Raw genomic sequence first — 13,629 nt, 5'->3', positions numbered from 1 at the left:
CCGGGCGCGACCCGGGCGCGGTTTCCGGATCATGTCGCCCTGCCGCCGGGACCGCGAGACGGCGAAAACCGGGCGGCGAGGTGCGCGCGGGCGTTGGGCAAGGGCCTGTCGCCAAGGGCCGGTGCAAGGACGCGGGCGAGGAAATGACCGGTCGTCGCCAGACCCTGTGCCATCTCTGCGCGGGCGTCGTCAGGCGCCGCGTCCGCGGGCATGGCATCGGGGTCAGCCAGCAGGCGCGGCAGCGGCAGCAGGCGCGCGGCATACGCGCCGGCCGCGGCGGCGGTGACCGCCCGGCCAGTGCGCGGCGAGATCAGGGTCAGCCCCTCGGTCGCGCCGCTGAGCGCGCAGCGCGTCAGATCGAGCCCGTAGCCGGTTTCCTCGAGCAGCAATCGCTCCCACGCGAGATAGGCGCCGAACCACGGGCCGCCCGCCGCGAGCCGCGCGAGCAGGCCGAGCGTCGCGGCAAAGAGGCGCGGCTGCGGTTCGCGCTCGGGCAGGGCGAAGGCGGCAAGGGCGCAGACCGCGCTGAGCGCGGCCAGACGATCGGGATCGGCCATGAGCGCGGCGGCATGCGCGCGCAACGGCTCCACGGTATAGGCGCCGAGATGATCGTTCAGCCGCGCCCGCCAGTGCAGATGCAGATGCGCGCCGGGCTGCAATACGGGGGCGAGCCGACGTCCCGCACCCCCGCGGACCACCCCGGCGTGGACACCCCGGTCGGCTGTCAGCGCCGTGAGGATCGCCGCGCTTTCGCCATGGGGGCGAATCCGCAGCGCAATTCCCTCGGCTTCCCAGTCCATGATGCGATAGAACGACCGCGCCCCGATGTTTGCAAGAGGCGCGCGCGAAGTCGGCCAAGCGCAATGGCGCCGTTACTGCGCCGCCTGCCGCGTGGCGACGAGTTCCTGCAGGAAGGATTCCAGCTCGTCCCGCAGATCCGGCCGCGACAGGGCGAAGGCGACGGTTGCCTGCAGATACCCCGCCTTGGAGCCGCAATCGAAGCGCTGGCCACTGAACCGGTAGCCGTGGACATTGTCCGACGTCTCGATTTCCTTTGCAATCGCGTCTGTCAGCTGGATCTCCCCTCCGGCGCCGCGCTGCTGGCTGTCGAGGTTGCGCAGCACCTGCGGAGTCAGAATGTAGCGGCCGATGATGGCTAAGTTCGACGGCGCCGTGCCGGGCGCGGGTTTTTCCACCATGCCATGCACCGGCAGGCAGCGGCTGACCGAAGGCTGCACATCGAGAATGCCGTAGGCGGAGGCCTTGCTGGCCGGCACTTCCATCGCGGCGACCATGTTGCCGCCGACCTCGGCATAGGCGTCGACCATCTGCTTGAGGCAGGACTCCTCGCCGGTGATCACATCGTCGGGAAGGATGACCGCAAAGGGTTCGTCGCCGATCAGGTGGCGCGCGCACCAGACGGCGTGACCGAGGCCCAGGGCCTGATGCTGGCGGACATAGGCGATGGCGCCGCTTTCCATGTTGGTCGCGTCGAGCACCTTCAGCAGCTCGTCCTTTTTCTTTTCGCGCAGCGCGGTTTCCAGTTCGGGCGCGTGATCGAAGTAATCCTCAAGCGCACTTTTCCCGCGAGAGGTCACGAAGACGAACTCGGTAATGCCGGCGGCGCGTGCTTCATCGATGGCGTACTGGATCAGCGGCCGGTCGACGAGCGTGAGAATCTCTTTCGGGATGGATTTGGTGGCGGGCAGGAAGCGGGTTCCCAACCCCGCAACCGGGAAAACGGCCTTGGTTACTTTATGCGTCATGTGATCCTACCAGTCCTGTCCAATTGCCGGTCATCGTTTCGCACGGTCCTTGAGGGTCAAAGACGGCGTGGATATGGCGTCGGTTTGTCGACCGAAGCTTCGTTCCTTGAGGTCACGCCAGCACGACACCCGGCGCGAACGCAACGAAAAAAGGGTTCCGGTAATCCTCCTTACCATAAGTGAGCGATTCGTGATCATCAAGTTGGGCGACATGCCCGCCCGCGCCGCGCACGACGGCATCGCCGGCGGCGGTGTCCCATTCCATCGTCGGACCCAGCCGGGGGTAGAGGTCGGCCTCGCCCGCCGCGATCAGGCAGAATTTCAGCGACGATCCCGCGCTTTTCGATTGGGCCACCCGATACCGGTCGATATAGGCATCGGTGGCGGCGTCCCGGTGCGATTTCGACGCGACCACGCGCAGCGCATCGTTGTCGGGCTGCGCCACGCGCAGGACACGCTGCGCGCCGGGTTCGTTACCGAAGGGGGCGGCCTCCTCGACGCTGGTGCCGTCGGCGCGGGTATAGAACAGCCGCTGTTTCGCCGGCGCATAGACGACGCCGCGCTGCGGGACGCCATCTTCGACCAAGGCGATGTTGACGGTGAAATCGCCGCGCCGCTGGATGAATTCCTTGGTGCCGTCCAGGGGATCGACGATCAGGAAACGATCGGCACGGTGAAGGTGGCTGCTGGCCTGCTCCTCGGTCACGATCAGAATGTCGGGAAAAGCCGCGGCCAGACGTCGGGAAATCAGGGCGTCGGCGGCTTCGTCGGCCTCGGTGACCGGGCTCGCATCGGCCTTGGTGCGGGTTTCGACCTCGGGCCGGTCATAGACCTCCATGATCAGCGCGCCGGCTTCGAGCGCGGTGTCGCGAAACACGCTTTCGAGACGCGCTAGGTCGAGGTCACGCATGTCAGTTCCCTTCTCGAGGTCGGCGATTGCCCGCGCGGTTGCAAAAGAGGTAAGCTGCTCTTCGCCCCGATTACAACGCCTGGTGCGCAAAGTGGTTGCGCGAAATGGGCCCGGATAGCGGAAACCTGCCATGCACCTGAAATACGCCTGCGCCCTTTCACTTCTTGTCGCCGCGCCGTCCTGGGCGCAGTCCGTTCCAGCGCTGTTCGACGTAACCGGGGTGCGGGCGGACGATCAGTTGAATATCCGTACGGCGCCCGGCGTGGCAAACCCGGTGATCGGCGGGCTGGCGCCCGACGCGACGGGGGTCGAGGTCACGGCGGTCTCCGACTCTGGGGGCTGGGGGCGGATCAACAGCGGCGAAGGGGCGGGCTGGGTGTCGCTGCGCTTTCTGGCACAAGTCGGTGCGCAAAACTGGCGCGAGGGGGAGAGCCCCTTGCGGTGCTTCGGGACCGAGCCTTTCTGGTCGATGCCGATCTTCCTGCCGAGCCACCGGATCGAATTCCACGCGCCCGGCGACGGTGGGTTCGAACTGGTCGGCGACGCTGGGGCGTTGCCCACGACCGCTTTTCCGCCGACACTCGCGGTGCCCTTTTCCGGCATGAAGGAGGGGATGGTGGTCATCCGCGAGAATGCCGCCTGCTCGGACGGCATGAGCGACCGTCTCTACGGGCTCGAGGCGCAGGTCTACTGGCGCGGCGATACGGTGGGCCTGTCGGGGTGCTGCACGCTGGGCGATTGAGGGCCGCACACGCTTGCGCCGGCATCGGCAAGCGTGTTCATTGCGCCTGTGAAACAATTTCTTCGTCCCCGCGGTGCGCCCCGCGCGCCAATCTCGACCGCCGGCCTGGGTGCGCTTTGCGCGGTCGGGGCGGCGATGTCGTTCACCCTGGGCGACATGGCGGTCAAATCGCTTTCGGACAGCTACCCGCTGCATCAGGTCACGCTCATGCGCTCATTCGTGGCGCTGGGTCTGCTGTTCGGGCTGGTCCTGCCGTTGACCGGGGGCTTTGCGCAACTTCGCACGCGCCGGCCGGTCATCCATGTCGTGCGCGGCGGCTTCATGCTGGGCGCCAACATGGCGTTCTTCCTGGCGCTTGCGGCGATGCCGATCGCCGATGCCACTGCGATCTTCTTCATCAGCCCGATGGTGATCGCGGTCTTTTCGGTGATCTTCCTGTCCGAGACGGTGGGGCCGCGCCGCTGGGCCGCCATCGCCGTGGGTTTCCTGGGCGTGCTGATCATGATCCGCCCGGGGACCGACGCCTTTTCCATCGTCGCGTTGCTGCCGCTGCTGGCGGCGGTCTGCTATGCCTCGCTGCACATGATGACGCGGCGGCTGGGCGCAACCGACAGTGCCGCGACAATGGCGGTCTACATGCAAATGGCCTTTCTGATGTTCAGTCTGCTTGTCGGCGCAAGCATCGGTGACGGACGCCTGGATACCGGCACGCATGCTTCGCTGTCGTTTCTTTTGCGCGCCTGGGTCTGGCCCGATCCCGCGGACGCTTTCCTGTTTCTGCTCACGGGGTTTGGCAGTGCAATCGGTGGCTTTCTGATTTCACAAGCCTATCGCAGTTGCGAGGCCGCCCTGATTGCGCCGCTGGAATACGTTGCAATGCCGATGGCAATCTTCTGGGGTTACGTGGTGTTCGCGGAATGGCCGGACAGAATTGCCTGGCTGGGATTTTTGCTGATCGTCGGTTCCGGTATCTTCATGATCTGGCGGGAAACGCAATTGCGCCAAAGTCCTTGATTCCCATCGCGCCAATTTTTTTATTGTGCCTTGCCTCCTTTCGTTTTACTTCCGAGTGAAATCTGCAATGGAGTGGGCCAATGATCGATCTGGAAAGCATGTCGCTGGACGAACTGAAGAAGCTTCAGAAGGATGTCGCGTTCGAGATCCGGCATTTCAAGAACCGGGAAAAGAAGAAAGCCTTGGCCGAGGTCGAGGAATTCGCGCGCGCGCGCGGGCTCAATCCCGCAGACCTTTCGGAACTGGTCAAGCGGCGGACGCGCAAGCCCGCAAAACCGAAATATGCGAACCCCCAGGACCCGACCCAGACCTGGAGCGGACGCGGACGCCGGCCGCGCTGGCTGGACGAGGCCCTGTCGAAGGGCAAGAGCGTCGAAGACTTCGCCATCTGATCCTTGGCGAAGTTTTTTTCGGTTGCAGTTGCCATATGGCGCCTGATGGCTGAACGGCGCCTGGGGCTGCTGGCCGCTGGCGTCGCCTTCTTTGCGATGCTCGCAATCTTTCCGGCCCTGGGTGCGCTGATCGGCCTGTTCGGCTTTCTGGCGGATCCGGCAATCATCCAGGATGGGCTGGACGTCGCGGCGGAGTTTCTGCCGGAAGAAGCGCTCTCACTGATCCAATCTCAGACGACCGACCTCATGAACACCGCCAGCCGGACGCTGGGCCTGGCGTCGGCGTTGGGCCTCCTTGTTGCGGCCTGGTCGGCGCGGTTGGGTGTGGATGCGCTCATCCAGGGTCTGACAATCATCTACGGCGGCAGCCCACGAAGCGGTGTCCGGAGTGTCGTCACCGCGCTGACCATGACCCTGGTACTTATCGGTGTCGGCGTGACCGCCATGGCGGCGATGCTCATTGCACCCCTGATCCTGACGATCCTGTCCCCGTTCATCCCCGTCGGAAGCTGGATTCCGCTTCTGGCCGAAACCCTGCGTTGGGGAATCTCGATCACGGTCCTGGTTTGCGGACTGGGAATTTTCTACCGCTACGGCCCCAATCGTCCCGAAAGCAGCCGCAGTCCCTTCTTTTCGCCCGGGCTTTTTCTGGCCCTGATCGTCTGGGCGGCAGCGTCGGCGGGGTTTTCGCTCTATCTGACGCATTTCGACAGCTACAATGAAATTTACGGATCGATCGGGGCTGCGATCGTGCTGATGCTCTGGTTCTATATTTCCGCTTTTTCGGTGTTGCTGGGTGCCGCGCTGAACTTCGTGCTGGAGGAGCCCGAGGAATTTTCAAGCCCGCGCGCCTAACGACCCCACAATGCGCAAAGCAAATTCAGCCCCAGGTGGGATGAAATTTCCCGGCCGGCGACAGTGTGAAGATATCGACGCCATCCGAGGTCACGCCAACCGAATGTTCGAATTGCGCCGATAGCGTCTTGTCCCGCGTGACCGCCGTCCAGTCATCGGCCAGAACCCGTGTCTCGGGCCTGCCCAGATTCACCATGGGCTCGATCGTGAAGAACATGCCTTCTTCCAGGACGGCCTCGCGTCCCGGTCGCCCGTAATGCAGGACGTTCGGTGGTGCGTGAAAAACGCGCCCGAGCCCGTGACCGCAAAAGTCGCGCACGACCGACAGGCGCTGCCCCTCGACATAGTTCTGGATGGCGTGGCCGATGTCGCCGAAGGTGTTGCCGGGGCGAACGGCCTCGATCCCCTTCATCAGCGCGTCATGCGTCACCTGGATCAGCCTTTCGGCCTTTGGGCTAAGGTTGCCTGCAACATACATGCGCGAACTGTCGCCGAACCACCCATCCAGAATGACGGTCACGTCGATATTCAGGATATCGCCATCCCTGAACTGATCGTCCTTGCGCCGCTTCTCGAGATCGCGCGAGATCGTCTCGCCCTTGTGCATCGGGATCGCCGCGCCGGGAATCCCATGGCAGACGACATGATTGACGCTGATGCAGCTGGCGTGCTGATAGCTGCGGTAGCCGATCGTCGCGGATGTCGCGCCGTGCGCCTCGACCATCTGCGCGATGAGGCGGTCGACCTCGGCTGTGGTCTGGCCGGGAAAGACATGCGCGGCGATGTCGTCGAGGATCTGCGCCACGACGCGCCCAGCCGCGTGCATCCCGGCGAAGTCGCCCGGTTCGTGAATGCGAATGCCTTCGCGCGTTATGCGTCCGCCGTGTTCGTACACGCTGCCTCCTGTCCCGACTAAATAGCGTTGTCGTCAAACGATTGCCAGAGGGGGGAATTGGAAAGCCCGCGCGCGCCTGCTAGGTCAATCTGGATCGAAACAGGCACGGAATGCGCAGATGACAAACCCTACAGCCGCGATGCTTGTCATCGGCGACGAAATCCTGTCCGGGCGCACGCGCGATGCGAACATGCACCACCTGGCCGGCGAGTTGACGGGCCGCGGAATACGGCTGCGCGAGGTGCGCATCGTGCCGGATGAGCACGATCGCATCGTCGAGGCGGTGATTGCCCTCAGGGCTGCGCACGATCACCTGTTCACCTCGGGCGGGATCGGTCCAACGCATGACGATATCACCGCCGATGCGGTGGCCGCCGCCCTTGGCGCCAAGATCGACGTCCGCGGCGATGCGCGCGCGTTGCTTGCCGCGCATTACCAGCGCACGGGGCTTGAGCTGAACGCCGCGCGACTACGCATGGCGCGCATTCCGGACGGGGCCGACCTGATCGAGAACCCGGTTTCGGCGGCGCCCGGCTTTTCGCTGGAGAACGTGCATGTGATGGCGGGGGTGCCCGCGATCTTCCAGGCGATGCTTTCGGGGCTTCTGCCGCGGATCGCCGGAGGCGCGCCGCTGCTCAGCCAGATGCTGGATGTCGGACGGGGCGAGGGCGAAATCGCCACGCCGCTGGGCGAATTGGCGCAGCGCTTTCCCGGGCTCAGCTTCGGCTCCTATCCCTATCTGCGTAACGGCGCGCATGGCACGCAGGTCGTGATACGCGGGACGGATGCGGGGCAGCTGGACGCGGCGATGGTGGAGTTGTCGAAGCTGCTGGGCCGCACCGGATGATACCGCAGGCCGCCCGGCTTCACGCCGCGCTGGAGGCGACATGGCCCCCCGCGGCGCGCTTGCCCTGCGGGCCCTTCACGCTGCGCGATGGCGGGGGCGGCGGCAAACGGGTGAGTGCCGCGACGCTCGACCGGCCGTTCACGCCCGAAGCGCTGGCCGCGGCAGAGAAAGCAATGCGCGACCGGGGCGCGCGACCGCTGTTCATGATCCGATCGGGCGAGGACTCGCTTGAATTGGCGTTGGCCGACCGGGATTACGCCGTCGTCGATCCGACGGTATTCTATGTGGCCCCGGTCGCCACGGTCGCCGAGCCGCCCCGCCCGGTGTCGCTGTTCGAATGCTGGCCCCCGTTGGCGTTGCAGAAACAGATCTGGCGGGCTGCCGGGATCGGTCCCGAGCGGTTGGCGGTGATGGCGCGGGCGAGCGCGCCGCGCACGGCATTCATCGCGCGCTTTCAGAATCGTGCTGCCGGCGTGGGTTTCTGCGCTCTGGACACGGATATCGCAATGCTGCACGCGTTGGAGATCGAACCCGCCTACCGCCGACAAGGGGTCGCGCGGCGCATGATCCGCGGCATGGCCGATTGGGCGCAAGCGCAGGGGGGGGCCTGGTTCGCGCTGGCGGTGACCGAGCGCAACATCGCCGCGCGCGGCCTTTACAGCGCGCTGGGGATGACCGAGGCTGGCGGCTATCACTATCGTCAGACCGCAGAGGACGCATCATGACCCTGCCGACCGCCCTGAACCTGCCCCCGGTCGACCCGCTGCCCGAGGCGACCGCGCACTATTTCGACATCTGTCAGGAAAGGCTTGGGATGGTGCCGAATGTACTGCGCGCCTATGCCTTCGACATCGCAAAGCTCGATGCCTTCACGGCGATGTACAACGACCTGATGCTCGGCCCCTCGGGCCTGAGCAAGCTGGAACGCGAGATGATCGCGGTCGTGGTGTCGTCGATCAACCGCTGCTGGTATTGTCAGGTCGCGCACGGCGCGGCCGTTCGTGCGATCTCCGGCGATCCGGCGCTGGGCGAAGCGATGGTAATGAACTGGCGCGCCGCGTCGATCCCCCCGCGCCAGAAGGCGATGCTGGCTTTCGCTGAAAAGGTTACGAAAGCAAGTGCCGAGGTGACCGAGGAGGATCGCGACGCCCTGCGCGCCGAAGGCTTCAGTGACCGCGACATCTGGGATGTCGCGTCCGTCACCGGATTCTTCAATATGTCGAACCGCGTAGCCTCGGCCACTGGGATGGAGCCGAATCCAGAGTACCACGCGCAGGCACGATAAGCCGCTGGCTTGTCCCCAAGGAATGGAAAAGCTTCTGGGAACAAGTATCAGACAACTTCCGCGTCATCTCCCAACAGAATTTTCGGGTTTGGCCGGCTAGGAGTATATACGCTTGTGTGGTGGGTCGGCGTGGGAGTGGGCAGTTTTTCGGCGATCGTCCATCTGCCGGTTCAGGAGCGCCGGATGAACGCGGTGCCAGCATGAAAATCGTCTTCGATCTGGACGGCACGCTGATCGACAGTGCGCCGGCCATCCTGATGAACGCAAACGCGGTGCTGGCAGAAGAAGCCCTGCCGGCGATCACGGCTGCGCAATGCCGAACCTTCATCGGAAACGGCGCGGGCGTCTTCGTGGAAAGGCTCGAACACGCCAGCGCCGGAGCGACCGAGCCTTTGCGCCTTGCCCGGATGACGGCGCGGTTTCTGGAATTGTACGAATCCAGCCATGACGGGACCGAGGCCTATCCCGGTGCCGCCGCGACGCTTGACGCCCTGCGCGCGGCGGGTTGGCGCCTGGGGCTCTGCACCAACAAGCCGATCGGGCCGACGCGGTCGGTGCTAGCACATTTCGGCTGGGAGTCGGTCTTTGACGCGGTGGTCGGGGGCGATTCGCTACCCGTTCGAAAGCCCGACCCGGCGCATCTGCACGCAGTGATCGACGCGCTTGGCGGTGGGCCGGTCATCTACGTCGGCGACAGCGAAGTCGACGCTGAAACGGCACACGCGGCGGGGGTGCCCTTCGCACTCTATACGCCCGGTTACAGGAAGACCCCGGTCGCCACGATCGCCCACAGTCAGGCTTTCGACGACTTCACGACGCTACCGCGAATCGCCCAGGCGATGATCCGCAGCATGCGCTAGCGGCGCGCCCAATCGGCCGCTGCCCGCCCGGCGCGACGTCCGGTCGCAAGGCACGCCGTCAGAAGATAGCCTCCGGTCGGCGCGTCCCAATCCAGCATCTCGCCGGCAACGAAGACGCCCGGCAAGGCGGGAAGCATCAGATTGCCGTCGAAGGCCGCGCAGCGGATCCCGCCGGCGGTCGATATGGCTTCGTCGATCGGTCGCGGCGGCCCCAGGGGCACGGGAATTGCCTTCAGGGCCTCTGCCAGCGCATGTGGGTCGGCTGGGAGCGGACGCACCCATTCGTGCACCAGCGCCTGCCGGGCATCCACCAGACCGAAGGCCTTTCGTAATCTGTTGCTGGCGCTTTCCTTGCGGGTCTGGGCGGCGAGGCGCCCCGCGACCCTCTCGACGGTCCAGTCGGGAAAGAGATCGAGAGCGAGCGGCGCGCCGGAACGCAGGCTGCGGGCGAGGGCGTAGAGGCCACCGCCTTCGATCCCGCGGGCCGAAATCACGACCTCGCCACGGACCCGCTGCCCGCCGGCCATCAGGGAGACCGATTTCACCGGCGCGCCGAACCAGCGCTGCATATGATCGGACCAGTCCACCTGGTAGCCGACGTTCGACGCCTCGAAAGGCGCAAGGTCGACGCCGTGCCTTGCCAGGATCGTCGCCCAGGATCCGTCCGAGCCCAACCGGGCCCAGCTTGCGCCGCCGAGGGCAAGGACCGTTCCGGCGGCGGCGATTTCCTTCCGCCCCTCCGGCGTGTCGAAGTTGTGGGCGGTGTCCGACAGGCCCGTCCAGCGCCAGCGCGTGCGCAACTCGACGCCCTTTCCGCGAAGGCGGACAAGCCAGGCGCGCAGAAGCGGCGATGCCTTCATGGCCTTCGGAAAGACCCGACCTGAAGAGCCAGTGAACACCTCCTGCCCGAGGGTGCGCGACCAGTCCTGCACCTCGGGCGGGCCGAATTCGGACAGGATCGGGGCGAGCCACTGCGCGGCTTCGGCGAAATGCCCGAGAAACCTGTCGTGGCCCTCGTCCTTCGTCAGGTTCAGACCCGATTTCCCGGCCATCAGGAACTTCCGACCGGCAGAGGGCTTGGCGTCGACCACCAGCACCGGCAGGCCGGCATCGGCGATCGCCTCGGCAGCCATCAGACCCGCCGGTCCCGCGCCGATGACAAGCGCGGGAACGCTTTCTGTCATGTCGCGCGCGCCCGCCAGATCGCTTTTTCGCCCAGGCTTTCGATGAAGCCTGCGTGTGCGGCGGCCTCTTCCTCGGTTATCCGCGCTTCCAGAGGGCGCGGGCGCGCGGAGGGGCGCCAGCCCTCCGACTGCTGGGATCGCCGGCTTTGCGTTGCGGTTCCCAAGGCGAAATCCGGTTGCCGGCCACCGATCAGTTCCAGATAGACCTCGGCAAGGATTTCGCTGTCGAGGAGCGCGCCGTGTTTCTCGCGCGCCGAATTGTCCACGCCAAACCGCCGGCAAAGCGCATCGAGAGAGGCCGGAGAGCCCGGAAAGCGGCGGCGCGCGATGGCGAGCGTGTCGATGGCGACGTCGGCCGGCAGCGGGCGCCGTTTCGCCCACTTAAGCTCGGCATTGAGGAATTTCATGTCGAACGCGGCGTTGTGGATGATCAGCCGCGCGTCGGTCACGAAGGCCAGAAACGCATCCACAACCTGCGCGAATGTCGGGAAATCGCGCAGGAATTCCGCTGAAAGCCCGTGCACGTCGAACGCTCCGGCCGGCATGTCACGCTCGGGGTTGATGTACTGATGATAGGTGCGGCCCGTCGGCATGTGGTTGAGGAGTTCAACCGCGCCGATCTCGACGATGCGATGGCCCTCGGCGGGTTCGAACCCGGTGGTTTCGGTATCCAGCACGATCTCGCGCATCTTTCAGCCCCTTGTCAGGTTCTTGATCAGTGAGTTTACTGCATCGCGCGTCTGTTCGACGCTCAGGCTTTCGATCACATGGGTCGCACGCGCCCGCTTTTCCGCGTCCGGCATCTGTTTGGCAAGAAGGGCGCGAAAACTCTCGTCCGTCATGCCGGGTCGGTCAAGGACGCGCTGGCGCTGTACCTCGGCGGGCGCGGACACGGTGAGCGTGGCATCGCAAAGCTTGTCGGCACCGGTTTCGAACAGCAGCGGGATGTCCACGACGACAAGCGGTGTGCCCGCCGCCCGGTGCGCCGCGACGAACTCCGCACGGTCTGCCGCGACGAGGGGGTGGACCACGGCTTCGATCTTCCGAAGCGCGGAGGGCTGCGCCGCGATCCAGTCCTTCAGCGCGCCGCGGTCGATCCCGCCATTCTTCAGCGCGGCGGGGCAGAGTTGCGCAATCGGTTCGACAGCGGAACCGCCGGGGGCGTACAGGCGGTGCACGGTCGCGTCAGCATCCCAGACCGGAACGCCGGCATCACGAAAGAACCCCGCGGTCGTCGACTTGCCCATGCCGATGGAGCCGGTAAGTCCAAGGATCAGGGTCATTGCGCCAGCACCGCATTGCGAAGCGCAAGATCGACCTTCGGTCGCAGGCCGAACCAGTATTCGAAGCCGGGCACCGCCTGATGGAGCAGCATTCCCAGCCCATCAACAACCTTGTTCCCGCGCGTCCGTGCGGCGGCAAGGAGCGGCGTTTCCAGCGGCGAATAGACCAGATCGCTCACGACCGCTGTGCTGGGCAGCGAATCGAGGCAAAGGTCGAGTGGTGGCTTGCCCGTCATGCCAAGCGCGGTCGCGTTGATCAGCGTATCACAGCCCGCGAGCATTTCGGAGCGCGAGTCCCACGGAATCGGCCTTATCCGGCTTCCGAACTCCTCGGCGAGGCGCGTTGCGCGTTCGCTGGTGCGGTTGGTCAGCCGTACCTCGGCAACGCCACGGTCGAGGAGCGCGACCAGAACCGCGCGTGACGCCCCCCCGGACCCGATGACCGCCGCCACGCGGGGCTGCCATGCCGGCACCTGAGCGAGGATGTTGCTGGCGAAGCCGTATACGTCGGTGTTGTCGGCCAGAAAGCCGTTGTCCTTGAATAGAAGTGTGTTCGCCGCCCCGACGCGGCGCGCCTCCTCCGTCGTTTCGGCGGCGAGGGTCATGACCGCCTCCTTGTGCGGCAGCGTGACATTCACTCCGCGAAAACCGATCCTTGGCAACAAATCCAGTGTCGCGGCAAGGTCCTTTGGCGCGACTTGAAGCGGAACATAGTGGCCCGCTATCCCGTGGTCCTTCAGCCAGTGCCCGTGTAGACGCGGCGATCTGCTGTGCGCGATGGGAAAGCCGATCACACCGGCAAGCGCGATTGAAGCGGTCATCCGGGTATGTCTCCGCGTCGGGCCATGAAGGCGAGCAATTCCAGCAAAGGCAGCCCAAGTATCGAGAAATAGTCGCCGGCAATGCGGTCAAAGAGCCGGATGCCGACGTTTTCGACCTGATAGGCGCCGACACAATCCCGGATATCCGACCAGTTCTGCGCAAGGTATTCGTCAAGGAAAGCCTCGCTGAAATCTCTCATCGTCAATTTCGGCATGTTGACGTGGCGCCATATCGGGGCCCCGTCGAGATAGAGCACGGCTGCGGTGTGAAGTTGATGCGTCTGTCCGCGCAGCTCACGCAGCTGGGCGCGCGCGTCTTCGAGCGTTTCGGGTTTTGAAAAGAGGCGTCCCTCGCATTCCAGAACCTGGTCGCAACCCAGAACCATGGCCTGCGGGTGCTTACCGGAAACGCGCCTTGCCTTCTGCTCGGCCAAGGCATCCGCAACGTCGCGCGCGCCCGCACCGTCCGAGACAAGCGAACGGCGCAGCGCCTCTTCGTCTATGCGCGCCGGGGATACCTCAAACCGCAAACCGGCCCGGGCAAGAAGTTCCGCGCGGATTTTCGAGGCCGACGCAAGGATGAGGACAGCCATGGGGAAAAGTCATGTAGAGCGGCGGGTGTCGCCAGTGGATGGGTTCAGGTCGGATCACGCATCGCGCGTATGGCCCGTGAATGTCAAGAAACATGCCCGGATTGTCCACGGGGGCAGACGATCCACAGATTTCCTGCCCTTCGCCAACCACCTGTGTGAAAAACCGTGGTTGTGCCTATAAG

Annotated in this window: 17 protein-coding genes; 8 read left to right on the top strand and 9 right to left on the bottom strand. The window is 65.1% G+C overall.

Going from position 1 to position 13,629, the window contains the following annotated elements; all coding sequences use genetic code 11:
- Positions 1–29 precede the first annotated feature (29 nt).
- The 3 genes from recO to cysQ form a co-directional block, all read right to left on the bottom strand.
- Positions 30–803: a DNA repair protein RecO gene (gene recO / locus IM708_RS04340; protein WP_209425180.1), complete on the bottom strand. Its 774-nt coding sequence runs from the start codon at positions 801–803 to the stop codon at positions 30–32.
- A gap of 69 nt (positions 804–872) precedes the next feature.
- Positions 873–1,766 (bottom strand): UTP--glucose-1-phosphate uridylyltransferase GalU, encoded by an 894-nt coding sequence (gene galU / locus IM708_RS04335; RefSeq protein WP_209425094.1) that lies wholly within the window; start codon positions 1,764–1,766, stop codon positions 873–875.
- A 112-nt stretch (positions 1,767–1,878) separates the two neighbouring features.
- On the bottom strand, positions 1,879–2,676 hold the full coding sequence (gene cysQ / locus IM708_RS04330) for a 3'(2'),5'-bisphosphate nucleotidase CysQ (RefSeq protein ID WP_209425093.1): 798 nt from the start codon (positions 2,674–2,676) through the stop codon (positions 1,879–1,881).
- A 130-nt stretch (positions 2,677–2,806) separates the two neighbouring features.
- Between cysQ and IM708_RS04325 the strand changes: the two genes are divergently transcribed.
- The 4 genes from IM708_RS04325 to IM708_RS04310 all read left to right on the top strand — a co-directional run bounded on the left by IM708_RS04325 (position 2,807) and on the right by IM708_RS04310 (position 5,679).
- A complete protein-coding gene (locus IM708_RS04325) occupies positions 2,807–3,418 on the top strand; it encodes an SH3 domain-containing protein (protein ID WP_209425092.1) in 612 nt (203 codons plus the stop codon).
- 33 nt (positions 3,419–3,451) lie between these two features.
- Complete coding sequence (locus IM708_RS04320; protein WP_348524939.1) at positions 3,452–4,432, top strand: DMT family transporter; 981 nt, start codon at positions 3,452–3,454, stop codon at positions 4,430–4,432.
- 80 nt (positions 4,433–4,512) lie between these two features.
- Positions 4,513–4,824, top strand: a complete 312-nt coding sequence (locus tag IM708_RS04315; RefSeq protein WP_209425090.1) for an H-NS histone family protein — start codon at positions 4,513–4,515, stop codon at positions 4,822–4,824.
- 3 nt (positions 4,825–4,827) lie between these two features.
- A complete protein-coding gene (locus IM708_RS04310; RefSeq protein ID WP_280859654.1) occupies positions 4,828–5,679 on the top strand; it encodes a YihY/virulence factor BrkB family protein in 852 nt (283 codons plus the stop codon).
- A gap of 25 nt (positions 5,680–5,704) precedes the next feature.
- Here the strand turns inward: IM708_RS04310 and map are convergent, their stop codons facing one another.
- Positions 5,705–6,574 carry a type I methionyl aminopeptidase gene (gene map / locus IM708_RS04305; protein WP_209425088.1) on the bottom strand — a complete coding sequence of 290 codons (870 nt, stop codon included), beginning with the start codon at positions 6,572–6,574 and terminating at the stop codon, positions 5,705–5,707.
- A gap of 118 nt (positions 6,575–6,692) precedes the next feature.
- On the opposite strand from map, the gene IM708_RS04300 reads away from it, so the two are divergent.
- The 4 genes from IM708_RS04300 (at position 6,693) to gph (ending at position 9,566) form a co-directional block, all read left to right on the top strand.
- On the top strand, positions 6,693–7,421 hold the full coding sequence (locus IM708_RS04300) for a molybdopterin-binding protein (protein WP_209425087.1): 729 nt from the start codon (positions 6,693–6,695) through the stop codon (positions 7,419–7,421).
- The gene (locus tag IM708_RS04295) at positions 7,418–8,146 is read left to right on the top strand and encodes a GNAT family N-acetyltransferase (protein ID WP_209425086.1); all 729 of its coding nucleotides are present in this window, start codon (positions 7,418–7,420) and stop codon (positions 8,144–8,146) included. The genes IM708_RS04300 and IM708_RS04295 overlap by 4 nt, the downstream gene beginning before the upstream one ends.
- Positions 8,143–8,706 (top strand): peroxidase-related enzyme, encoded by a 564-nt coding sequence (locus IM708_RS04290; RefSeq protein WP_209425085.1) that lies wholly within the window; start codon positions 8,143–8,145, stop codon positions 8,704–8,706. The genes IM708_RS04295 and IM708_RS04290 overlap by 4 nt, the downstream gene beginning before the upstream one ends.
- Before the next feature lie 200 nt (positions 8,707–8,906).
- Complete coding sequence (gene gph / locus IM708_RS04285; protein ID WP_209425084.1) at positions 8,907–9,566, top strand: phosphoglycolate phosphatase; 660 nt, start codon at positions 8,907–8,909, stop codon at positions 9,564–9,566.
- Here the strand turns inward: gph and IM708_RS04280 are convergent.
- From IM708_RS04280 to IM708_RS04260, 5 genes are read right to left on the bottom strand one after another with little or no spacing between them, the layout of a single operon-like run.
- Positions 9,563–10,750: a TIGR03862 family flavoprotein gene (locus IM708_RS04280; protein WP_209425083.1), complete on the bottom strand. Its 1,188-nt coding sequence runs from the start codon at positions 10,748–10,750 to the stop codon at positions 9,563–9,565. The genes gph and IM708_RS04280 overlap by 4 nt on opposite strands.
- Entirely contained in the window at positions 10,747–11,439 is a 693-nt protein-coding gene (dnaQ, locus tag IM708_RS04275) for a DNA polymerase III subunit epsilon (protein ID WP_209425082.1), read from the bottom strand. The genes IM708_RS04280 and dnaQ overlap by 4 nt, the downstream gene beginning before the upstream one ends.
- A 3-nt stretch (positions 11,440–11,442) precedes the next feature.
- Positions 11,443–12,033, bottom strand: a complete 591-nt coding sequence (gene coaE / locus IM708_RS04270; protein ID WP_209425081.1) for a dephospho-CoA kinase — start codon at positions 12,031–12,033, stop codon at positions 11,443–11,445.
- Positions 12,030–12,854: a shikimate dehydrogenase gene (locus tag IM708_RS04265; RefSeq protein ID WP_209425080.1), complete on the bottom strand. Its 825-nt coding sequence runs from the start codon at positions 12,852–12,854 to the stop codon at positions 12,030–12,032. Before IM708_RS04265 ends, coaE begins: the two co-directional genes overlap by 4 nt.
- Entirely contained in the window at positions 12,851–13,447 is a 597-nt protein-coding gene (locus tag IM708_RS04260; protein ID WP_209425079.1) for a nucleoside triphosphate pyrophosphatase, read from the bottom strand. The genes IM708_RS04265 and IM708_RS04260 overlap by 4 nt, the downstream gene beginning before the upstream one ends.
- Positions 13,448–13,629: the final 182 nt, after the last annotated feature.

It is taken from the genome of Pararhodobacter sp. SW119, assembly GCF_017811755.1.
In the GTDB taxonomy this organism is placed as follows: Bacteria; Pseudomonadota; Alphaproteobacteria; order Rhodobacterales; family Rhodobacteraceae; genus Pararhodobacter.
Note: the sequence above shows the minus strand (reverse complement) of the source record. Positions and strands in the feature narration are given on the sequence as shown.